Here is a 21,957-nt window from a genome sequence, read left to right as displayed (position 1 = left end):
AACAGTTAAAATAATTCTACTTCGGAGAAATTTATATGTTTTTGCTAAATTTAGCGTCCTAATCCTTGTTCAATGAATAAAAACCTAATTCATATTTTAACTTGCCTTACATCGATTTTGTTTTTTTCAAGTCAGCTATTAGCACAAGACTTTACACTGGAAATCACGATTGAAAATCAACCGGATAATCTAATTACTTTAGGTGAGGTAAAGGGCGATAAATTCACTCCAATTGACAGTGCACAGGCAGAAAACAACGTAGTCAGGTTTACCTTTCCGGGAAATACACATACGGGAGTATACCGTTTAATTCTTGGCCAAACCCTGGTTGCTAAAGTCATGAATGAAGCTCCCCAACAACTCGATCTTATTTTTAACGGTGAGAATATCATTCTGAAAACCGACTTTAATGCGCCGGAAGATAGGCTGCAGGTAATTTTATCGGAAGAAAACAGGGTATGGCATGAGTTCAAAAGACGGGAAATTTTATTCAGGGAAGAATTAAACACCCTTGAGAAGGAGGTAGACTATTACTCCGGTAAAAACAGTTCTGAAAAATTGGCCGCTTCCATCGAAAATTATAACCGATTACAAAAACGGCGTGATGAATTTATTACTGAAATTACAGATAAAAACAACCAGCTGCTGGCTTCAAGAATGATCCTGCTTTTTAGAGAACCTTTTCTGGATGGCTACCTAAGCCCGGAACTTCGAAAAAAGATATTTCAAACAGAATACTTAAAAAACAAAAATTTTGCAAACGATACACTGATTTACTCACAGGTGTATACCGACATTATTTTTAGTTACCTGGTAAGCTTTAATCAAAAAAATTATACGCCGGTACAACGTGAAAATGAATATAAAAAAGCTGTGGATATAATTCTTCCGGCAACAAATCAAAATCCAAAAGTGTATGAATTTATTCTCGATTATTTAATTCATGGTTTTGAGGTTTTACAGATGGGTAATGTCCTTTCTTACATCGGCGAAAATTATGCGGAGACGGTTTGTAAAACAGACGAAAAAACAACGCTGGAAAGAAAACTGTTATCGTATAAGATGAGCCCCGGAACTTCAGTTCCCGATTTTACACTCAACGACATTAACGGTGATCCGGTTACACTTTCCGAAGTACAAAAAGAGAAAACCTTATTGTTGTTTTGGGCAAGTTGGTGCCCGCATTGCAACGAAATGATTCCCTACATCAAAAGCTGGATAAAACAACAAAATACTCCTGTTGAAACAGTTGCTATTTCACTTGATACCTCAGCTGAAGAATGGAAAAATGCAATAGCAAATCTAAAAACCGGCGCATGGTTTAACGTTTCCGATTTACAAGAATGGGACGGGCAAGTAGCGACCGATTACAACATTTACGCCACACCTACTTTGTTTATCATCGATAAAAACCGGAAAATTATCGCCATGCCTGTTACAACAAAAGATCTGGCCGGACTAAGTTTGTAATAAAATACGACTTTTTGATGTATTGTTTAAATAAAAGCGGGTAACAAGCCGGGGGCACATTTCAGCGACTCTCCGGCAGAGATCCCTCTACTAATTTATTCATCAGTTCCACCGATCTCTGAACTCCATCTACAGCCCGAACCTGTTTCCGTATGTTTGCTGCTTTTCTCCGGTACTTTTCTTTTGAGATCTCTTTTACTGTTTTTAAAATCCGTTTCTCCGAGACGGCATAGAGCGGAATCCGAATCGCCATTCCTTTGCGTGCAATCCCATCGATATTGGCCTGTTGTTCTGCCTGAAAACCGATGCCTACAAACGGTGTTCCTGCCCAGGCAGCCGTTTGGATGGTTCCCTGCCCGCCATGAAGAACAGCTACATCAGCCATTTCACTTACCTGAGCAGCGGGCAAAAAGCGGGTGGCAAAAAAGTTGTCTGCTGATCTTCCGAGTTCATGAGGATCAATAATCGTGGTAGTAGAACAAACTATATTTAAATCAGGATTTTTTCTTAACGCTTTTACAATCAATTTGAGTGTTTCCGGATATCCCGAACTTCCGAGCGAACAATAAACATTGATACCGGGCCGGGCAAATACTTTTTTTATTCTGTTATCAAGTAAAAAATCAATCCTTGAAAATATAGGCCCTGTATAATAATATCCGGGAGTGAGATCATCTTCAGCCAAACCACTTAATACGGGTAAATCCGGCAACAAAGTAATGTCGCCTCGAAACAAATCAGTAATATTATAAATTGGTTTTAATCCAAAATGTGCCCTTGCCTCATTAAAAGTAGTAAGCGATGCTTTGGCAGAATCGCCCAGCAACACTTTCTTCATAATTTTCCGTTTGACTATACCGGGTAAAATATGCCGCATAAAAAAATTCCGCTCCATCGTATTGGGCATATTATACATTTCGTGGTGAATAAAAGCCGGACAATTGACCGTTGGCACCTGCGTAACCATAGGCAATTTGGCATACGGAACCGATATCATACAACTCAGGTTTAACCCGGCATATACACCATCTGGCTGAAAATCGCCAAAAGCTTTTAAATCGGCCTCGGCCATTTTTATCCATTGTTCTTTTGATATCGGAAGAGGTGTCCCAACAGCAGCTTTATAACGGTTAATATCCATTATAACCTTATGCTGCTCCCACGTCAGTTCAGGCTGAAGATTTTTCTCATCAATTCCGGCTTCTGCAATATACTTATTGTGTATCCCGCCATGATTAAAAAATTTTACCCTGGCTCCTGTTCTTTTCATACCAATTGCGGTTTCCAGAGCACGTGTAAAATCGCCCAGATTATGTCCATATGAAAAAAAAGCCCATTTGAAATTAGATCTATGCATTAGCCGGTCGTTTTAATTGGAATATTTTGCCTGATATAAACCCCGTTTATACCCCTTATGTTTATCAAAAGAAAAGATAAACAAAACAAAAGAAGTTTCCCCGCTTATGTGTCATAAAATATGAACGAATAAATCTGAGTTTGTAATTATAAATGGCAACAACTACTTTTATTGCTGAAAAAACAGCCTGATGAACCTTGAAAATGAAATTCAAAATGAACTAAAATCCCGTGGAGCAGATCTTGTTCATTTTGTTGATATTTCGCATCTGCATAAAAAGCACAATAAAAATTTTCCTGTTGCCATTTTAGTTGGAATGATTTTATCGCGCAAATATCTTGGAGAGCTTACGCTCAATCCCGATTATGTTGCGGAAAAAATTCGAACTAAAATTGTTAAAAACGACGAGTTCGAAATAAAAGAAAAACAAACCGATGCATTAGCCGATTTTATGGCAGTTTTTCTCACGAATAAGGGCTACAGAGCCTATTCACAATCGGAGAAAAACATTGCTGACACGGGGTTTTATGATTTTAACAACAACCGCACTCCCCTGCCCCACAAAACCGTTGCCCTCCTGGCCGGACTGGGGTGGATTGGCAAACACAATCTGTTGGTAACCCGGGAGTTTGGAAGCGCCATTTCCATGTGTACAGTGTTAACCGACGCACCATTAAAAACCAAAGCTTTTCCTCTGCCAACATCTTCCTGTGGAAATTGTAAAGTTTGTGTAGATGTTTGTACCGACGGTGCTTTACATGGAAACAACTGGAAACCCGGACTGGAACGCGAAAAGATTATCGATGTAAACCAATGTACAACCTGTATAAAATGTCTGGTTTTCTGCCCGTGGACACAAAAATATATATCTGAAAAAGAAGCTGTTGAGACATAAACAAATGTTTGCTTTTACTGAAAAGGTTTGCTACTTTTAATTGAATAATAGACAGCCAAATTTAAATCGCATGCCTCAAAAATTAGAATCATATTAAATGACAGAGATAAATAAGTCCAAAAATTTAAATTAATCCATATAGAATTAACAAATGAATCGACTTTTGAACAATATTAAATCAACTATATACTTTCTTTATAGTTTCTCCGGTATTCGACATCTTTGGGAAAATATAATTTGGCCTGTTGAAAAGGAAACAAAAAAAAAGAAACCGAGTACATTCTCTTTTTGGATTATTGGTCTTTATATAGCCTTATTCGGTATTTCATCTCAACGGTATGAAAATAGAATTGATTTAATCGAAAATAGAATTAGCTCAATATTTACTCAGTTATCAACGCCTCTTTATAAAAACGCCTTCCCAAAGATTGCTGAAATACAACAATTATCATGTCCTTTAAAACCGGACATTAAAAAACCTTTAACAGTTTTTCGATCATTATTTGTGGATACTATTTATCCTGAAGGTGTTGACATAATGAAAACAACTATTGAGAATTGGAGAGATAGTTTACATTTAGCGGAATTATTTGGCGCCGATTTGAGTGATGCTTATTTATGTTGCGCTGATATGGAAAATGCAGGCTTGAGTCATGCTAATTTAAGTCATGCATATTTGTGCGAAGCAAATTTAAGTTATGCGTATTTTATGGATGCAGATTTAAACCATGCAAATCTTATTCGTGCAAATTTGAGTTTTGCGGATTTATGCTCTGCAGATTTGAGCTATGCTAATTTAAGTTATGCTAACTTGAGTAATGCTGATTTACTTGATGTTGATTTTAAGGGTGTATATTTGGAAAGAGTCGATTTCAAAAACGCTCATAATTTAAAAAAAGAGCAACTATCAAAATCTTATTTTACTGATAAGGCTCCAATCAACCTCCCCAATGGAATTGATCCACCTTTACAATTTGAGGAATGGAAGAAGTTATTTGGAACAAGCATGGATATTCCTATTCCATTTGATGGAACAATTACTATAAAAAAAATCCAAATTGATACTTTTGAGAACCTGCTATTAACCCCAGATGAATAGAAAACTTCGCTACCGCACACTTGTATCGTATGTGTTATAATTAAAAATAAAACCAGAGGTTAAAACCTGTTCAACAAACCTTAACTAATCGTTCCCCAAATGACAACCAAAAAAGAAATCGAATCAATTATACAGCGGCAGGGTTTTGCCGATTATAAATGGATAAATCCGAAAGACATTGTAGTTGCACGGTGGGTGCGGGTAAAATGTACCTTCGGGTGCAGCGATTACGGACTGGGAACCTGTCCGCCCAATACACCCACTGTGAGCGAATGTGAGAAGTTTTTCAAAGAATACAAAAGCGGAGTAATTATAAAACTCACCAAATTTGCAGATAAGAACGCTTACCCATCGGAGTGGTCGCGGGAAATGACCAATAAATTACTGGAAACAGAAAAGGCCGTTTTCCTGCTGGGACATCAAAAAACTTTCTTGCTCAACCAAACCTGCTGCACCTTATGCAAAGAATGCCCGGGAAACCGCTCCGATTGTAAAGACAAAAAAAAATCGAGGCCCAGCCCCGAAAGTTTCGCCGTAGATGTTTACCAAACCATTAGAAACATTGGAATGGATATAAATGTAATTTCAGAAAACCCGTCGGAAATAAACCGGGTTGCGATATTGCTGATAAACTGACAAAAACGCAAACAACTCAATACCTTACCAAAGCGAATCCCTATGTTTTAATTGAGCTTTCGTTACATTTGTATTGTGTTTTATAATTTAAACTGACAAGCTGTGTAGAAATGATAAAAACAACTTCCGAAAACAAAAACTACAAAGCCGTTGATATTGGCCCGTTGGCTGAGCTGGCAAAACATGAGTTTATTCATCCCAAATTCAAAACAACGGATAAAGGCAGAATATTTATCGGGGAGCTTCTACAGACCACCGGAGCAGAGATTTCTTTCAGGGAACTACCAGCCGGAACAGTTATTTCATTTTTACATAAACATATTAAACACGAGGAAATCTATGTGTTTTTAAAAGGTAGCGGGCAGTTTCAGGTGGATGATGATGCTTTTCAAATAAGTGAAGGTTCAATCGTAAAAGTATCAGTGCACGGCAGCCGGGCACTAAGCAGCGACTCAAATGAACCGCTGGTTTATATGGTTATTCAGTCTCATCAAAATACCCTGGCAGATTACAATGTTTCTGACGGGTACCGGGTTGAAGGCAACCTAAAACTATAGATTAATCACAGCTCAACAAGTCATTGTTTCAGAATCTCTTTAAGCACAATTTCATCCGAAAAATACATTTGGTGTGAATGTCCGCTCAACTGCTCCCCGATGGGTACTTTACGATTAAGTTCAATACTTTCAAAACTATCGGATAAAGGATCTTTCAGAGTAAGCGAACAAAGCCAGTCTTTGTAGGAAAAATAATCCTGCCAATGCTGAACATTTGGATTTTTCTGAGCCTGAAAAAGCACCTCTCCAATCCAACGGGCACGGTTTATTATAAAACCTAGAGAGGCACCCAGTGTAACTACCCGAATCTTTTTATTTTCAGGAAAAAGGTTATTATATGACAAAAACTCAGTAGCTAATATACTTCCAAAACTGTGTGCTAAAATCTGAATGGAATCAAACCTGTCGTCTTTTCCAACTTTTTCCATCACTGTAATAATACGTTCCCTGATTTTAGAGCGAAGGGTTGAATCCTGCAAATAACTCCTGCTAAAATAAGCCATACTGATGATTCTGTCGGTTGGAAAAACAGTTAACAACAAGGTAAAAATACCCCAAACAACCCAGCTTTTCCAGCTGGTTATTGAGTTGATAAAACATACCAGCTGTTGGTAGTCCTGCAAATAATTTTTAAGTCCGTCGGCAAAAATTAAAAGCAGACTAAGGTACCAGCCGAGCACCAGCAACATACTCCCCAAAAGAGGCAAAGCCATTTTGGGAGTATAAAAGATAGCACGCCAAATACCTGAAAACAACCAGTAGGATATTAACGTTGTACTTTTAAAAAACCGATGTAATGGTCGTTCCTCACTAAACGATCTTTTTAAATCTCCCCAAAATACTTCAAAAACATAAAATTCCTTTACCTTTTTTGTATCATGATAGGTAAGTTGCACTTTTTTGACTGTTTTACTTGTGCTGAGATCTGTTTCAGTGACTATACTGACATCCGCAAAAGAGTTGACGTTTACAAGATCTTTTTCCAGTTGATCAATAGCTTCGTTCTTTACCGTACAGTGAGAACCATGGATATACAATATCGCTTCTTTTGAGTTCATTTGGTTCACAATCTTAGCTTTATAACAAGTTAGTTTATAAACCAATAAGGTTTAAACCTGCCGAATTGTTTAAAAAGAGCTTTGAAAAAAAAAACGAACGAAAAGATTGTTTTAAAAAGAAAGCAAGAAATATTTTAGTATCCGGATAAAAGCCAAAAGAAAACTAGTCAATCCTTTATAAACAGATCTCTTCAACCGGATAAATAAAAAAAGTGCCGGAAAATTCTCCCGGCACTTTTATCCATATCTTTTTTATACAATGGTTCGAAATAACAGATTGTTTGAATAGTGTTAAAACATTATTGGATCACAATTTCACCGGACAGTTTATTCATCTCTTCCCGAAGGTACTGTTTAAATCCATCTTCCGTTTTCCATTGATCTTTCTCCAATCCCCACACCGCAGCAAAATAGTGTTTTGCAGGTACTTTGTCTTTACACTTCTGACCAATGTAATATGTTTCTGAAATTATATTACTAAAACTCTTTTCTACTACCGTTTGGTAGCCCAATTTAAAAAAGTTGATGTCAGTGGTTCTTCCAATTTTTCCTGTTTCATTTTTAGGAACCAAGACGGCCATTCCCAGTTCATCGTTATTTAGCGACTGAACATCGTGTGTACCGATACACTGAAAATCTCCTGCCTGAAATTCAAACGGTTCTCGTTTTAACATGCTGGTTACAATTCCGGTCACAATCTGATCGCCTTCCCTGCGACCATTAACAGTCACATCAGACTCAAACCAGTACTTCCCCGGATAAATCGAAATACGCTCAACTGCTTCCAGCATTTCTCCATCAACTTCCCAACCGCTGTAACGAAGTTCAAAAACAGAACGTACCGGTCCTTCCGTCAATTTCTGATAACTGTATTTTTTTGTTGAGCCCAGACGAAACAAGGAATCATTTCGCATGAGAGCTACCCCCCCCGAACCAAGAGAACTGCCGCAATGCAAAACATCCATTCCCCAGTCATCCAGGTCATGATAATTGGTAATTTCTTCAGTATGAATCTTATCAATAATTAATCCGGGCAATAGTTTACCAAATAAATCCTTTACATTTCTGCAATCAAAATAATTCCGAAATGCAATTTTATCATTCTCCCAGCTCACGCTTTCTCCCTGGGCAATAATTTCAAACCCCCCGGTACATGGCAGGGCGTCGTAAGCATCTACTTCTTTATAAGTTCCATCGTCCTGGATAATTCCTAAACGAAGATTTGTTCTTTTCTCAAATGACGGATATTCATTTTCTGAAACCGGTTCAATGATAAGCATTTTGGTTTCGTTAGCTCCAAAAGCAAGCAGAACAGCAACCTCATCCCAATTTCCATCACCGTTTAAATCATCAACCTGGCTGGGAACCAGATTTCCTGCCTCATTTTTAAAAACAGGCAATTGCTCATCGGTGAGAGAAATTTTTTCATTTACCTGCTCCCGGCTCAGAATAATAACTTCGTCGGGTTTATCAACATCCAGCGGATTTATCAAAGTTATCGACGGTTGATTATTACTGCAGGAAAAAATAACAGTAGCCAATAAAAAAAGAAGGAGATAATTTGTTTTCATTTTATTCAGGAATATCATTTTCACCTTTTACATAACCAAAGTTGGCCAAAATTCCGCCATCGACATAAAGAACATGACCATTTACAAAATTGCTGGCTTTTGATGCCAGAAACAAAGCAGCATTCCCGACATCTTCGGGTTCTCCCCAGCGACCTGCAGGAGTGCGTGTCATAACCAAATCGTTAAAGGGATGTCCGCCTTCTCTGATTGGTGCTGTTTGCGAAGTAGCAATGTACCCGGGACCAATACCATTAATCTGAATGTTGTATTTTGCCCATTCGCATGTCATATTGGACGTAAGAAGTTTCAGCCCTCCTTTTGCAGAAGCGTAGGCTGAAACCGAATTTCTTCCGTACACACTCATCATTGAACACATATTGATGATTTTACCGGCTCGTTTTTCAATCATTTTGGGTACCACTCTTTTTGAAACAATCAGCGGAGCAACCAAATCCACATCGATAACCTGTTTATAGTCAGAAACAGCCATGTCGAGAATCGGAATTCGTTTAATAATACCTGCATTGTTAACAAGGATATCAATATCGCCTACCTCTTTCTCAATTTGAGAAATTCCCCTGTCAACATCATCCTCATCTGTAACATTAAACTTTAATGTATATACATCAATTCCGGCTTCGGCATACTCTTTTTTACAACTCTCAAGTTTTTCTTCCGATATGTCGTTTACACATATCTTTGCACCGGCACTTCCCAAAACTTTTCCTATCGCCATTCCAATTCCGTGTGTTCCGCCGGTTATCAATGTAACTTTTCCCTTTAAATCAAATAATTCCTGTATCATGATTTTTTGTTTTTTTTAAATACTTCTTTACTTCAAATCTTTAATATCAATGGCATCCATATCGGTATAATCCAAATTCTCGCCAGCCATTCCCCAAATAAAAATGTAGTTACTTGTTCCGGCAGCTGAATGAATTGACCAGTTGGGAGAAATTACAGCCTGTTCATTTTGCATCCAGATGTGTCGGGTTTCATCGGGCTGGCCCATAAAATGGCAAACCGCCTGATTTTCGGGAACATCAAAATAAAAATAAACTTCGTTCCTACGGCTGTGCCGGTGCGGAGGCATTGTATTCCACACACTTCCCGTTTTTAGCTCAGTCATTCCCATCTGCAACTGGCAGGTTTCAACAACACCACTAATAAGCAATTGATTGATATCTCTTTCATTTGAAGTTTCCAAGGATCCCATGTGAAGGACATTAGCATCGGCCATTGTAACATGTTTCACAGGATATTCTTTATGAGCCGGAGCGGAATTGATATAAAAGTGGGCCGGATTAGCCGGATCATCCGATTTAAAAATTACTTCCTTACTTCCTTTCCCAATATAAATGGCGTCTTTAAAGTCCATTTTATATTCTGTTCCGTCAACAACGATTACTCCCGAACCGGCAACATTTATTACACCAACTTCACGTCGTTCGCAAAAATAATCGGCTTTTAAAGGGTCTATTGTTTCCAGCAACAAACCTTCTTTAAGCGGAACAGCTCCCCCTACAATATAACGCTCAATAATTGAATACACCAACCGGATATTTCCGGGATCCATCACTTTTTTAACCAAAAACTCTTTCCTGATTCGTTCTGTATCATACTTTTTAAAATCATCAGGATGATAATTGTATCTTTCTTCGTAAATAGTAGCCATAATTATATTTTTAATTTTTGATGTTTTTAAGTTGCATAAAAACTTTATTTTCACAAAAATAAAAAACTAAAAACTAAAATGCAATCGATTGCATAATTAAAAATATTTTTATTATTTTTGATTTCAAATTGACTATAATGACTAAACAGGCAGAAACGACAATTCACGATATTGCTAAATATCTTAACATTTCAGCGTCTACTGTTTCAAGAGCATTAAACGATAATCCGCTAATAAGCGAGGCTACAAGAAAGAAAATAAGAAAGGTTGCCAATGAAATGGGGTATCGGCCCAATACCCTTGCAGCAAATTTCAGGACAAAACGAACCAATACGATTGGTGTTATTGTCCCTTTAATAAACCGTCACTTTTTCTCATCTGTTATCAGTGGTATTGAAGATATTGCCTATAGCCAGGGGTATACTGTTTCGATTTCTCAATCAAATGACAATTTTCAGAAAGAAACCAAAATTGCAAAAACCATGTTTAACAATCGTGTTGATGGCGTTATTGTTTCAATTGGTATGGAAACCAAATCGTTTGAGCATTTGGAACTTTTTTTGGAAAGAAAGATCCCCCTTGTTTTTTTCGACCGGGCCGTTGATGAAATCAATGCACACAAAATTGTAGTTGACGACTTTGGAGGAGCTTACAGAGTAACAAAACATTTAATCGAACAGGGTGCAAAAAAAATAGCACACATTGGTGGTCCAACCAATTTAAAAATATATGAAGACCGGAAACAGGGTTTTTTGAAAGCAATGAAAGATGCTGGTTTGAAAACGGAAAAAAAACTTATTATACACAATAGTTTAAGACATGATGATGGTGTAGATGCAATTAGAAAGTTAATGAGTAAAAACCAAAAAATAGATGCCATTTTTTGTGCGAATGATACAACAGCACTTAGCGCCATTGTTTATTTAAAAGAATTGGGAATTAAAATACCTGAAGATATTCTGGTTATGGGATTTAGTAACGAACCTTTTTCCAAGGTAACCACTCCTTCTATTAGTACGGTTAAACAGCCGGGGTTTTTAATGGGACAGAAAGCTGCTGAATTACTCATTCATCAGATCAACAACAAAAAAGCCGACATTAAATATCAAACACTTGTGATGCCCACAGAGCTGCTAATCAGGGAGTCTTCTCAAAAAAATGTACTGAATCTTCACTAAAAAAAGTTTTACAAAACGAAGTTGTTTCCCGCCCTCAATTATTTAAAATCCCTCGAAGGAAAGAGTTTTCCCTGCACCATTTTACTATCATGATCTTTCCCGCTTTCGGCCTTCTTTTCATTAGTCTCTTTTTGAGCATTTATCGGTTTATTCACGAAACCAAGATTACGTCCTTCCATTTCTATACTCATCAACTCGTTCATATTAAAACACTCATTAACAACCACATGAATGACTTCTCCTTCAATCTGCAGCTTACCTGACACCATAAGTAAGCGAGATTGCAAAATTACTTTACGGTATTTTTCAAAAGTTTTTGCCCAAACCACCAGGTTGGCAAAACCGGTTTCATCCTCAATAGTAATAAATATTACTCCTTTGGCTGTTCCCGGACGCTGCCTAACAGTTATTAAACCACATACTTTAACCCATTTCCCGTCTTTCATTTTACTTAATTCTGAAGTCGGTGCAACCAGGAAGCGATTCAGTTTCCGGCGAAGAAAACTCACCGGATGTGCTTTAAGCGAAAGAGAAATACTGGCATAGTCCTGTATCACGTACTCTCCGGAAGTCATTACCGGCAATGTTGTAAATCCTTCCTCTACACTCTGAGAAGGTGTTCCGGTGAATATTCCGGCGGGATGGTCATACAGGGCAGAAACTTCCCACAGTGCCTGTCTTCGGTCGAGAGAAATTGAGCGAAAAGCATCAGCATCAGCAAGTCTCTCCAAGGCAGATGCTGAAACGCCAACATCAAGTAATTCATTTATATTTTTGTAAGACACTGACCTGCCAGCTACAAGCCTTTGTACATCATCTTCTCTAAGACCTTTTGCCTGCCGGAATCCCAACCGAACAGCACAATAACAGCCACTTTTTTCTTCAAGGGTATTATCCCAAAAGGAATAATTGATATCAACCGGTCTTACTTCCACACCATGTCTGCGGGCATCGATAACAATTTGAGCAGGTCGGTAGAAACCCATGGGCTGACTGTTAAGAAGTGCCGCAGCAAATATATCGGGATAATAACATTTAATCCAGGATGAAATGTACACCAGCAATGCAAAACTGGCTGCGTGGCTTTCGGGAAAACCATAACTTCCAAAACCTTCAATCTGCTTAAACACGCGCTCTGCAAACTCTTTTTCATAGCCTTTTTTCACCATCCCTCCCACCAGTTTTTCCCGGTACCAGCTTACTTTACCTTTTGATTTAAATGTAGCCATACTTCTTCTTAATCCGTCAGCTTCAGCGGGGGTAAACCCGGCGGCAACAATGGCAATTTCCATGGCCTGCTCCTGAAATAAAGGAACCCCTAAAGTTCGTCCTAAAATATCTTCCAGTTCTTTGGATGGATACACCACCGGCTCCAGTCCTTTACGTCTTTTTAAATAAGGGTGTACCATGTCACCCTGTATCGGTCCAGGCCTCACAATAGCTACTTCGATAACAAGATCATAAAAATTTTGAGGTTTCAATCGTGGCAACATGGACATTTGTGCACGGCTTTCAATTTGAAATACGCCGAGAGTATCGGCATGGCCAATCATATCATAAACCTTTTTATCATCCTGTGGAATATTGGCTAAGGTGAAGTTCTTATTATAATGTTCTTTAGCAAGATCAAATGCTTTGCGGATACAGGTCAGCATACCCAGAGCCAGTACATCCACTTTCATAAAGCCCAATGCCTCAATATCATCTTTGTTCCATTCAACACAAGTACGATCCTCCATGCGGGCATTTAGAATGGGACACAATTCATGCAGCTTCCCTCTGGTAATCACAAAACCACCTGTGTGTTGCCCCAGTTGTCGTGGAAAACCTTTATACTGCAGGGTAAGTTCTACTACTTTGCGCAGATGCGGGTCTTTGGCATTAAAACTTTCTGATGATGAAGGTTTCCCTCCAAACCAGTCTTCAGTAAACTCATACGCCGACTTGGAAAGAACATTGATGGCATCGGTTGACAAACCCATAGCTTTTCCCACATCACGCACTGCTCCCTTCCAATGCATTCGTGTTACGGTAGCAACAATACCGGCGCGGTCACGTCCATATTTTTCATAAATGTACTGCATGATCTCCTCACGGCGTTCATGTTCAAAATCCACGTCAATATCCGGTGGTTCGTTTCGTTCATCGCTCATAAACCGTGCAAACAATAAATTAAATTTGGAAGGATCGACAGAGGTAACCCCCAGGCAATAGCAAACAACTGAGTTGGCCGCTGAACCACGTCCCTGACAAAGAATCCCTCTGCTCCTGGCTTCACGCACATAATCATATACTGTCAGAAAATAGGAGGCATAATCTTTTCGCCCTATAAATTCCAGTTCCATTTCAATAGTAGCTTTGATTTCTTCAGAAATCTGATTATCAAAACGCTCATTCGCCCCTTTCCAGGTAAGATGAATCAATTCTTCCATTGGTGTTCTCCCTTCATTGGTAATTTCTTCCGGATAGAGATATTTTAACTCATCGAGTGAAAACCGGCAGGCATCTGCTATTTCCTGTGCATGGTAGATTGCTTTGGGATAATCCCGGAAAAGGCGTCGCATCTCCTTCGCAGACTTCAGGTAACGTTCTGCATTCTGATGAAGTTTGAAACCGGCCGTATGAATGGTACATTTCTCCCGGACACAGGTCAGAATATCCTGCAACTCCCGGCGTTCAGACACATGGTAGTATACATTGTTGGTAGCCACCATCGGGATGTTCAAATGTTCTCCCAATTGAGAAAGCCGGAACAATTTCTTATGGTCATCACCATGATAAGAGAAATTTGCACCAAGATAAAGATTCTCTCCCAACATTTCTTTGTACTCTTCCAAGACTTTTATAAACTCCGGTTCAAAATCAAAATTTTCATTCAGCGCCCCCGGAGGAACGACAATAAATTTTATACCTTCAGCGTATTTGTAAACGTCTGTCCGGTACAAATAGCATTCTCCTTTTTCAGCACACAGGTTGCCTTCAGTGAGTAATCCTGTTAAGTTGGAATAGGCTGAACTGTTTGTTGGATAGGCTAGTAAACTTGGTCCATCCAGTAAATCGAGGCGACACCCGGGAATAAAACGGATATTTTTTCCCCGCGCAGTCACATGAGCCCGTACAATTCCTGCGAGAGTATTTCGGTCAGTAACTGCAATTGCTTTGTACCCCAGTTCAGCCGCCCGCTCAACGATTTCTTCCGGGTGCGAACCGCCCCGAAGAAATGAGAAATTTGTCGTCACCTGCAATTCTATATAACCCATTATTCTTTCCCTTTTTATCAGACAAAAAATCCATGAAGAAACCATTGTGGTTTTTCATTTCCGTATAAACCAAGTCGAAACAACCAGTAACGTGCTCCGTTTTCATCTTCTACCCGGTAATAATCCCTCGGTGGCCCTGTTTGAAGCCACCACTCCTGTTCTATCCGCTCCGGTCCGTCAGCTTTGACAACCCGAATAATATTTCCCTTGTACCGAAAGTGCAGCGGCGGATAATCAGGAAGTACAACCATAACATCTACAGGGTCAGGCCTGGGTAAAAGGTGAAGTGGCCTGGGGCGATCAGTGCGCCACTCTGTTTCGGGTTGTTCTTCCAGGGAGTTAACTTCCTTTACTGAACTCTCCGGCCAGTAATGTTCCTGTGGCAGATAGCGGTGAATAGCCTGCATTCCCACCTTTCCGGCAATGTTATCCAATAATTCTGCAATGACTTTGGGATTATTCCCCCCCATATTCCACAATGCCTCCTGTGTCTCACCGACGTCCTCAACCAGCGTGGCTTCCAGAACAAAAAGCTCAATTCCAAGTGCCGGTTCTATTTCTGATATTTTAAGTTCGAACAGCTTAAAAAGATGTGCTGCATTCCGGGATGCCCTGCTGGTACCAATACCGATTTGCTCAACCTCCCCGTCAATACGATACCCTTTTAATATCCCCGTCCGCATACCTTTCCCTTCCCTGGAAAAGCGTTCACACAAAGTTTCCAGCAGGCGACTGAGTGCAATTTCAATTCCTTTAGCTGTACGAATGGGTTCCAGGCAAGGCAGCCGCTCCTGGTAAACAGGAGCCGGTTGCACAGGGTACAAAGTTTCGTGCTCTGTTCCCAATGCTTGTCCTAACCGGATAAGCAAACCATCGCCAAAGCGCCTGCGCAGATTTGAACGGGGAATATGGATAAACTGACTGATTTGTCTGAATCCAAGTTTTCCCATACGTTGCAGAGTGATATCGTCCAGTCGCAAAGCAGCAGGCGGAAGAGTAAGAAGGGCCTCAGCCTGCTTTCCTGAAGCAACGATGGGCTGATCTGTACCGTAACGTGCAATTGCCCAGGCTGTACCAATGGTATCAGCTATCGCAGCACGTACATCATATCCACCTTTCTGAAGACGGCTTATGATTGTTTTAAGATAAGAGAGTTCTCCTCCCCACAGATGAGGACATCCGGATATGTCCAGTATCAACCCGTCCGGAGAGTCGGTGGCAACTGCAGGAGTATAACAAACACACCATTCCGCCAAATCCGACAGAAGCTTTTTCTCTGCCTTCGGTTCATCAGGAAATACTTCAACAGTAGGAAGTATAGCCCTTACATCGGCTACAACCATGCCGGGTTCTATACCTTCCTTACTCAAAGCCTGACTGGAAGCTTTGACTACCATCCGGCCACGTTCAGGAGCGTACAAAAGGAAAGCTTTTCCCTTAAGCTCCGGATGTAGCCTGGCCATCCTGTCTGTGGCAAAATGACGAAACCAGATAGACATATAACGCCTACGCATACCGCTCTTTTTTTGCAGTTACAGAACCGGAAATAATTTGCTTTTGAGCAGGAAGATGCCTGAATACTCCATCCCTCCATTCGAACTGCCATTTTCCGGGCCTGCCATTTCGTATCTTCATCAGCTCTACCTCCCAACGAGGAAATCCAACCCCCGGAATCCCTTCCGGTAACCAGCTTACTGCGGGTCTAATCTGCCACCGGGACACACAGGCAAGGGTATTATTTATGAATGGATGATGACGGTGCAAAAAGCCTGTAACCCGGCTCTCCCCTACAGCCAGCTGCAGCCTCCTTGATTCTGCAAAACTGACGTTCCTTAATTCGGCGACAACAGCCGCAAATGAACTGCATTTCAGAGCCTGCTCTGTGACCCAAAGAGCTTCCTTTTCTTTCCTTGCATCGATGAATATTACATGGTGTGGCTCAATCCCGAAAAATTTCAAAGCCGGGGGAAACAATTTGCGACCGGCACTTATCCATATACAGGAGCCTCCCTTTTTCAGAAGTGTACTTAACAGTCCGGAAATAAAACCATTCGCTGCAGCAAAACTTGCCTCCGTTGGACTAACAAATTCATGTATTGCCCCAACAGGAAAAGTACCTCCGGGAAATGAATTGTTCACAGGCCCCAAAGCAAAATCAGACTGTCGGACATCTGCCCTGGTGCTGAATCCTTCCAGTGTAAATATCTTCTCCCTCAACTGCCTGATAATTTCCTTTTTCCCGGCCAACTCTTTCATAATTAATAATTATCATTAAATTTGTTACCATAAATAACAATACGATGTTTATAAATATAACAAATGAATAATAGACCTCAAAAAATATTTTTTGCCAGGAACATCAAATTTCTACGGGAACGAAAAAAAATGAGTCAGGAAGTTCTTGCAGCTCAACTGGGATTGACCCGTGCCAAACTTGCGGCTATTGAAGCCGGCAACACAAAATCGCCACAGCCGGAGGACTATCTGAATTTCTCGGATTTTTTTAAAATAAGCATCGATACCTTATTAAAAATAGATCTTTCAAAACTGGGGGAACTAAAAATGCGGGACCTGGAGGCCGGGAACGATGTGTATATCCGTGGAGGGAACCTTCGGGTGCTGGCTATTTCAGTAGACCAGTCAAATAATGAAAATGTGGAATACGTTCCGGTAAAAGCAAAAGCAGGTTACATGACAGGATACAACGACCCGGAATTTATTGCCGCCCTGCCCAAATATTCAATTCCCAACCTACCCGCCCAGGGGACATTCCGTATCTTTCCCTCCACCGGGGATTCCATGTTGCCCGTTCCCGAAAGCAGTGACATCATCGCGCAATATATAGCAGACTGGACAGCCATCAAACCCAATACTCCCTGTATTGTCATCCTGAAAGAACAACAGGACTTTGTATTTAAAATGGTAACAATACATCCGAATGGCACCATTCTTTTAAAATCGCTCAATCCGGAATACAAACCTTACCTGGTAGAGGCTGGTGATGTGATGGAAATATGGCAATTTTACGCTTATACCAGCAGAAAATTCCCTGAAGCCCGTTCTGAAATGGCAACCATTCTGGCTGCCATAAAGAATCTGGAAGAAAGAATAGGAAAAATTTAAATAGAAATAAACACTCCGGATATTCCTTTATTTATCATGAAAATCCGGGATTCAGTGATAAATATTTTATACTATAACTCGGCTAAAACATTCATCAAGTTTTGTTAAAAAAGCCAGAATTATTCTGTAGAAAAACCCAAAGAACAAACAAGTGTTTCCTGAAAATTACAATTGATAATTTTTATTGTTAATAGCTAATATTACTCTTATGCTCTTTTAATTGTGTTGGCGGGTAACCAAACTGCTTTTTAAAAGCAAACGAGAAATGTGAAAGATTTTCAAAACCTACTTCATAACATACATCAATGGGTTTCGATTTATTTTGTGTTAAGCGATAATGTGCGAGTTCTAGCCGTTTTTGTGTCAGCCATCGTTGGGGCGTTAAACAAAATGCTTTCTTAAAGTCTCTTTTGAAGGTTGTCAAGCTTCGTCCTGTCAGATAACCAAATTTTTCCAACGGAAGATTAAATATAAAATTCTTCTCCATAAAACCAACTAAATCAACTTTCCCGGGTTCCTCAAAGTTGGCCAAAACATTGTCAATTTTCTTGTCGATGCTTCTGAGGATACTGATGGCTTCTGTTATTTTTAATGAGGCAATTTCTACCGGGATATCGGTCATCTCAAAATAGGGAATTAGAGAAGAAAGGCAACTTTGTAATAAAGGATGGTTGTTGTAGCTCAATATTTGAGGCGAAGCTGACGGTTTTAGTTTAACATCAAGTTTCGAATAAAATCCCCTTAACCTTGTTGTTGAAAGATGCATTACAACCGTTTTGTGCGGTTGACCGTGTTTAGGGTAGTTAATTATTGTAGCTAACTGATTTCTTGGAATTAAAAATATATCTCCGGTTTTGAAATGATAGGTAGCATCAGATTGAACGATTTTTGTTTCGCCCGAAATGAACCAGATAAGCATATGGTGGTCAAACATAATGTCCGACTTGAAAAAGTTATCCTCATATGAGGATAACTTTATGTCTTCGGTGATATATTTTGCCTTATATTCCATCGTAATATTTGTTTTTATTTTGAAATCAACAACGTAAAAATAGCATTCAGGGTTTTGAAATATTAAATGTTATTCCCGTCATTTTCTCGCTTAATTCCCATAATTCTTTTGCGTTAGCTTCATCCAGTGAGTACTGTTTTACTCCAGCCGAAAAGGTTTGTCCGTGATTTATTTCTGCAATGTTCACATCCTCGCAGTAAACACCGCCAAGGTCATTAAGCAAGGGACTGGTGGCAGCCCAAACCGTTGTTGCCGCCCCTTGTGGGATTGTTTTTAGTGACGCTACAACTTCAGGCTTCATGTTTCCTTTCTCATCCAAAAATCCCATTTGCTGAAACAATTCCAAAGAAGCTTCTCTAGCCAGCTCAGTTCCGTTTATAGACCCCGGATGTAATGAATAAGACCTGACATTGAAAGCTTTTGCACGATTATCCAATTCCAGTGAAAACAGGTTCACAGCAGTTTTGGATTGACCATATGCTGCAAGTGTTTCATATTCGTGTTCCTGAAAATTAGGGTCATCAAAGTTAAAGGGCGAGAATTGATGGCCTTGTGAAGATACATTAACAACTCTTGCTCCATTAGCTTTTTTTAGTGCAGGCCAAAGTCTTGCGGTAAGTTGAAATTGTGCAAGGTAGTTTGTTGCCAGTTGTGATTCTATTCCCCGCTTATCCCTGCGCAGGGGAACCCACATAATTCCGGCATTGTTGATGAGCAGGTGAAGCGGCCTGGCCGAAACCAGAAATTTATTTGCAAATGCATCGATTGAATCCGGATTCATTAAATCCATTGGCTCAATTTCTACATTAGGAATATCTTGAAGATTATGCTTGGCTTTATCAACATCCCTTGCAGGAACAATAACCACTGCACCTGCCAATGCCAGTGTTTTGACTGTTTCCAAACCAATACCGGTATTTCCTCCGGTTACGATGACGATTTTCCCTTCAAGGTTAATACCGTTGATTACTTCGTTTGTTGTTGATTGAGCGTTAAAGCCACTGTTTAATGCTTTTTGCAACGCTCCCTGATAATTGTTTTGTTCCATCTTTGTAATTTTAATTGTTTTGATAAAACAAAGATAGAGTAAGACAAACCAGTCAACTTTGTTCAAAAGGCCGAAGTTGCTTTGTTTAAAAGGTCATGTAATTTTTCTGAGATTAGCCAATTGTATCAGTTTTTAGCTGTTGAATTCCTTTTTTTTCCTGTCAGTTCTCCTGGTGTTTGTCCAAAAGACTTTTTAAAGGCGAATGAGAAATGAGACAAATTCTCAAAGCCCAATTCTATATAAATTTCAGACGGTTTTCTATTCTTTTCTTCTATTAGAAAATAAGCCTCCTGCAGTCTTTTTTGCACTAACCAGTGGCTGGGTGAATCATTAAATATGTACTTGAAATCACGTTTAAAAGCTGACAAACTTCGTCCCGTCATAAATGCAAACCGTTCAATACCGACATTGAATTTGTAATTACGGTTCATAAACTCCTCCAGATTTATTTTTTCAGGAATACCAAAATCAAAAAACACACCGGCTAATTCTGGTTGCGACTGGAGTATAATGATTAATAATTCTTCCCTTTTTACATCTGCAAAAATTTTGTCAATTTTTCCTTCTCCCTTATAATATGGTTTTAACGATCGGACAAAGTCAGGTATCAGTTTATTTTTTTCAATAGGAATAAAAGTTTCAGCTAATGGAGATTTTGTGGCTGATATTTTGTGTTTTTGCTGAAATTTTCTGAGAAATACTTCATCGAAAATGACGGCTACTTTTTCATAATCTCCGTTCTCTTTTTGTTTATTGTACCGAGCCAAACGATTTTTTCGGAGAAGACAATATTCGTCTGGTTTTAACGTGTACTTTTTACTTCCGTCGTAACCATACATAAGTCCTTTCGCCAGATATAAAAAGATATGCTCCGGGATAAATTGCTCCGGAGAAATCTCCGGTCCGAGATGACACGATTTTATTTCTTCTTTCATTTAATAATGCCGAATTTTATTAAACTGGCGGCCGTATCAGTAATAACAACTTCCTTGCTTCTTGGTTTCCAATTCAAAACCTGCTTTGCCTTTTCGTTTGACAATATTTTTACTTTCCCCACTTGAGCAGAAACGGATTTAAGCTCTGGCTTAAACAAAGACGCAAATCTCACAATCCAATTGGGCATTACCTTTTTTGTGATTCTTTGCGAAAATTTATTTTTTTGAGTCTTTAGTATTTTAGCAACCTCTGGAAAAGACGCAGTGCCATCGGAAGTTGCTAAAAATCGCTGCCCATTCGCTTTAGGATTTGTCATTGCCTTGATATGAATGTCAGCCACGTCGCGAACATCTACAATACCAAAACTAATTTTTGGCGTCGACTTCATTTTTCCATTCATCAGTTGTTCTATCATCTTGATTGAACTGGAAAAATCTTTGCCCAAGACTGGACCGAAAATTCCAACTGGGTTGATTACTGTCAACTCCAAATTGCCACCTTCCTTTTTTATAAAATCCCACGCTGAAAGCTCTGCAAGTGTTTTTGATTTGATGTAAGCCGAAATATTTGCATCCGGGTCTGTCCAGTCCTCTTCTGTAAAAATATGATTCTTCGGATTGACACTGTACCCAATAGCAGCGAAGGAAGACGTTAATACAACACGTTTTACACCTGCATTTCGTGCTGCTTTCAAGACCCGTAGTGCTCCTTCCCGGGCGGGTATAATAAGCTCGTCCTCATTTTTGGGTTCACCAGAAGGGAAAGGTGAAGCGACATGTAAAACATATTCACAGCCTTTTACAGTTTCATCCCAATTATCATCTTTAATTAAATCCGCTTCGACAAATTCAAGATTATCAAACGAAGTAATACCGCCGTTTTTAAGCATTTCATATACTTCGCTTTTTCTGTTCAGATTACGGATTGTTGTTTTTACCTTGTACTCTTTTTGCAATAGTTGCAGAATGATGTGAATGCCTACAAAACCGGTTCCACCTGTTACTAAAACAGTTTTATTGTTTTTCATTGTCAATGTATATAAAAACAATAGTCAAACTAAATAGATAATTCAGCTTTTGTTA

Annotated in this window: 19 protein-coding genes; 7 read left to right on the top strand and 12 right to left on the bottom strand. The window is 39.4% G+C overall.

The window, feature by feature from the left end; translation table 11 throughout:
- Nucleotides 1–72: 72 nt before the first annotated feature.
- Complete coding sequence (locus K5G00_RS13945; protein ID WP_238766789.1) at nucleotides 73–1,470, top strand: TlpA family protein disulfide reductase; 1,398 nt, start codon at nucleotides 73–75, stop codon at nucleotides 1,468–1,470.
- Between the two features lie 61 nt (nucleotides 1,471–1,531).
- Here K5G00_RS13945 and K5G00_RS13940 read toward each other — a convergent pair whose 3' ends face one another.
- Nucleotides 1,532–2,827, bottom strand: a complete 1,296-nt coding sequence (locus K5G00_RS13940) for a glycosyltransferase (protein WP_238766788.1) — start codon at nucleotides 2,825–2,827, stop codon at nucleotides 1,532–1,534.
- 190 nt (nucleotides 2,828–3,017) lie between these two features.
- On the opposite strand from K5G00_RS13940, the gene K5G00_RS13935 reads away from it, so the two are divergent.
- From K5G00_RS13935 to K5G00_RS13920, 4 genes are all read left to right on the top strand, one after another.
- On the top strand, nucleotides 3,018–3,722 hold the full coding sequence (locus tag K5G00_RS13935) for a hypothetical protein (RefSeq protein ID WP_238766787.1): 705 nt from the start codon (nucleotides 3,018–3,020) through the stop codon (nucleotides 3,720–3,722).
- A 151-nt stretch (nucleotides 3,723–3,873) separates the two neighbouring features.
- Nucleotides 3,874–4,821 carry a pentapeptide repeat-containing protein gene (locus K5G00_RS13930; protein ID WP_238766786.1) on the top strand — a complete coding sequence of 316 codons (948 nt, stop codon included), beginning with the start codon at nucleotides 3,874–3,876 and terminating at the stop codon, nucleotides 4,819–4,821.
- 99 nt (nucleotides 4,822–4,920) lie between these two features.
- Nucleotides 4,921–5,457, top strand: coding sequence for a DUF2284 domain-containing protein (locus tag K5G00_RS13925; protein ID WP_238766785.1), 537 nt, complete (start codon nucleotides 4,921–4,923; stop codon nucleotides 5,455–5,457).
- Between the two features lie 110 nt (nucleotides 5,458–5,567).
- A complete protein-coding gene (locus tag K5G00_RS13920; RefSeq protein WP_238766784.1) occupies nucleotides 5,568–6,014 on the top strand; it encodes a cupin domain-containing protein in 447 nt (148 codons plus the stop codon).
- A gap of 20 nt (nucleotides 6,015–6,034) precedes the next feature.
- On the opposite strand, the gene K5G00_RS13915 is transcribed toward K5G00_RS13920, so the two are convergent.
- The 4 genes from K5G00_RS13915 to kduI form a co-directional block, all read right to left on the bottom strand.
- The gene (locus tag K5G00_RS13915; protein WP_238766782.1) at nucleotides 6,035–7,072 is read right to left on the bottom strand and encodes a hypothetical protein; all 1,038 of its coding nucleotides are present in this window, start codon (nucleotides 7,070–7,072) and stop codon (nucleotides 6,035–6,037) included.
- Nucleotides 7,073–7,371: 299 nt separating this feature from the next.
- Entirely contained in the window at nucleotides 7,372–8,643 is a 1,272-nt protein-coding gene (locus K5G00_RS13910; RefSeq protein ID WP_238766780.1) for a DUF4861 domain-containing protein, read from the bottom strand.
- A gap of 1 nt (nucleotide 8,644) precedes the next feature.
- Entirely contained in the window at nucleotides 8,645–9,448 is an 804-nt protein-coding gene (locus K5G00_RS13905) for a gluconate 5-dehydrogenase (RefSeq protein WP_238766779.1), read from the bottom strand.
- A gap of 27 nt (nucleotides 9,449–9,475) precedes the next feature.
- Nucleotides 9,476–10,318, bottom strand: a complete 843-nt coding sequence (kduI, locus tag K5G00_RS13900) for a 5-dehydro-4-deoxy-D-glucuronate isomerase (protein ID WP_238766777.1) — start codon at nucleotides 10,316–10,318, stop codon at nucleotides 9,476–9,478.
- Between the two features lie 137 nt (nucleotides 10,319–10,455).
- On the opposite strand from kduI, the gene K5G00_RS13895 reads away from it, so the two are divergent.
- Complete coding sequence (locus tag K5G00_RS13895; RefSeq protein WP_238766775.1) at nucleotides 10,456–11,496, top strand: LacI family DNA-binding transcriptional regulator; 1,041 nt, start codon at nucleotides 10,456–10,458, stop codon at nucleotides 11,494–11,496.
- 38 nt (nucleotides 11,497–11,534) lie between these two features.
- Here K5G00_RS13895 and K5G00_RS13890 read toward each other — a convergent pair whose 3' ends face one another.
- From K5G00_RS13890 to K5G00_RS13880, 3 genes are read right to left on the bottom strand one after another with little or no spacing between them, the layout of a single operon-like run.
- A complete protein-coding gene (locus tag K5G00_RS13890; RefSeq protein WP_238766773.1) occupies nucleotides 11,535–14,756 on the bottom strand; it encodes an error-prone DNA polymerase in 3,222 nt (1,073 codons plus the stop codon).
- 17 nt (nucleotides 14,757–14,773) lie between these two features.
- Nucleotides 14,774–16,270: a Y-family DNA polymerase gene (locus tag K5G00_RS13885; RefSeq protein WP_238766771.1), complete on the bottom strand. Its 1,497-nt coding sequence runs from the start codon at nucleotides 16,268–16,270 to the stop codon at nucleotides 14,774–14,776.
- Entirely contained in the window at nucleotides 16,263–17,012 is a 750-nt protein-coding gene (locus tag K5G00_RS13880) for an ImuA family protein (protein WP_238766770.1), read from the bottom strand. The genes K5G00_RS13885 and K5G00_RS13880 overlap by 8 nt, the downstream gene beginning before the upstream one ends.
- 63 nt (nucleotides 17,013–17,075) lie before the next feature.
- Between K5G00_RS13880 and K5G00_RS13875 the strand changes: the two genes are divergently transcribed.
- Nucleotides 17,076–17,879: an XRE family transcriptional regulator gene (locus tag K5G00_RS13875; RefSeq protein ID WP_262921362.1), complete on the top strand. Its 804-nt coding sequence runs from the start codon at nucleotides 17,076–17,078 to the stop codon at nucleotides 17,877–17,879.
- A gap of 187 nt (nucleotides 17,880–18,066) precedes the next feature.
- Here K5G00_RS13875 and K5G00_RS13870 read toward each other — a convergent pair whose 3' ends face one another.
- The 4 genes from K5G00_RS13870 to K5G00_RS13855 all read right to left on the bottom strand — a co-directional run bounded on the left by K5G00_RS13870 (nucleotide 18,067) and on the right by K5G00_RS13855 (nucleotide 21,902).
- Entirely contained in the window at nucleotides 18,067–18,891 is an 825-nt protein-coding gene (locus K5G00_RS13870) for an AraC family transcriptional regulator (protein WP_238766767.1), read from the bottom strand.
- 46 nt (nucleotides 18,892–18,937) lie between these two features.
- Complete coding sequence (locus K5G00_RS13865; RefSeq protein WP_238766765.1) at nucleotides 18,938–19,939, bottom strand: SDR family NAD(P)-dependent oxidoreductase; 1,002 nt, start codon at nucleotides 19,937–19,939, stop codon at nucleotides 18,938–18,940.
- Nucleotides 19,940–20,064: 125 nt separating this feature from the next.
- On the bottom strand, nucleotides 20,065–20,874 hold the full coding sequence (locus K5G00_RS13860) for a helix-turn-helix domain-containing protein (RefSeq protein WP_238766763.1): 810 nt from the start codon (nucleotides 20,872–20,874) through the stop codon (nucleotides 20,065–20,067).
- Nucleotides 20,871–21,902 (bottom strand): SDR family oxidoreductase, encoded by a 1,032-nt coding sequence (locus K5G00_RS13855; protein ID WP_238766761.1) that lies wholly within the window; start codon nucleotides 21,900–21,902, stop codon nucleotides 20,871–20,873. Before K5G00_RS13855 ends, K5G00_RS13860 begins: the two co-directional genes overlap by 4 nt.
- Between the last annotated feature and the right edge of the window lie 55 nt (nucleotides 21,903–21,957).

Origin of the sequence: Maribellus maritimus, assembly GCF_022267315.1 — a bacterium.
GTDB classification, from domain to species: Bacteria; Bacteroidota; Bacteroidia; order Bacteroidales; family Prolixibacteraceae; genus Draconibacterium; species Draconibacterium maritimum.
Note: the sequence above shows the minus strand (reverse complement) of the source record. Positions and strands in the feature narration are given on the sequence as shown.

Bases quoted from the DNA above. Each gene is read 5' to 3' on its own strand.
- K5G00_RS13905 (WP_238766779.1), bottom strand. From the start codon at position 9,448: ATGATACAGGAATTATTTGATTTAAAGGGAAAAGTTACATTGATAACC.
- K5G00_RS13855 (WP_238766761.1), bottom strand. From the start codon at position 21,902: ATGAAAAACAATAAAACTGTTTTAGTAACAGGTGGAACCGGTTTTGTA.
- K5G00_RS13885 (WP_238766771.1), bottom strand. From the start codon at position 16,270: ATGCGTAGGCGTTATATGTCTATCTGGTTTCGTCATTTTGCCACAGAC.
- K5G00_RS13915 (WP_238766782.1), bottom strand. From the start codon at position 7,072: ATGAACTCAAAAGAAGCGATATTGTATATCCATGGTTCTCACTGTACG.
- K5G00_RS13860 (WP_238766763.1), bottom strand. From the start codon at position 20,874: ATGAAAGAAGAAATAAAATCGTGTCATCTCGGACCGGAGATTTCTCCG.
- K5G00_RS13895 (WP_238766775.1), top strand. From the start codon at position 10,456: ATGACTAAACAGGCAGAAACGACAATTCACGATATTGCTAAATATCTT.
- K5G00_RS13870 (WP_238766767.1), bottom strand. From the start codon at position 18,891: ATGGAATATAAGGCAAAATATATCACCGAAGACATAAAGTTATCCTCA.
- kduI (WP_238766777.1), bottom strand. From the start codon at position 10,318: ATGGCTACTATTTACGAAGAAAGATACAATTATCATCCTGATGATTTT.
- K5G00_RS13910 (WP_238766780.1), bottom strand. From the start codon at position 8,643: ATGAAAACAAATTATCTCCTTCTTTTTTTATTGGCTACTGTTATTTTT.
- K5G00_RS13920 (WP_238766784.1), top strand. From the start codon at position 5,568: ATGATAAAAACAACTTCCGAAAACAAAAACTACAAAGCCGTTGATATT.
- K5G00_RS13880 (WP_238766770.1), bottom strand. From the start codon at position 17,012: ATGAAAGAGTTGGCCGGGAAAAAGGAAATTATCAGGCAGTTGAGGGAG.
- K5G00_RS13925 (WP_238766785.1), top strand. From the start codon at position 4,921: ATGACAACCAAAAAAGAAATCGAATCAATTATACAGCGGCAGGGTTTT.
- K5G00_RS13930 (WP_238766786.1), top strand. From the start codon at position 3,874: ATGAATCGACTTTTGAACAATATTAAATCAACTATATACTTTCTTTAT.
- K5G00_RS13865 (WP_238766765.1), bottom strand. From the start codon at position 19,939: ATGGAACAAAACAATTATCAGGGAGCGTTGCAAAAAGCATTAAACAGT.
- K5G00_RS13945 (WP_238766789.1), top strand. From the start codon at position 73: ATGAATAAAAACCTAATTCATATTTTAACTTGCCTTACATCGATTTTG.
- K5G00_RS13890 (WP_238766773.1), bottom strand. From the start codon at position 14,756: ATGGGTTATATAGAATTGCAGGTGACGACAAATTTCTCATTTCTTCGG.
- K5G00_RS13935 (WP_238766787.1), top strand. From the start codon at position 3,018: ATGAACCTTGAAAATGAAATTCAAAATGAACTAAAATCCCGTGGAGCA.
- K5G00_RS13875 (WP_262921362.1), top strand. From the start codon at position 17,076: ATGAATAATAGACCTCAAAAAATATTTTTTGCCAGGAACATCAAATTT.
- K5G00_RS13940 (WP_238766788.1), bottom strand. From the start codon at position 2,827: ATGCATAGATCTAATTTCAAATGGGCTTTTTTTTCATATGGACATAAT.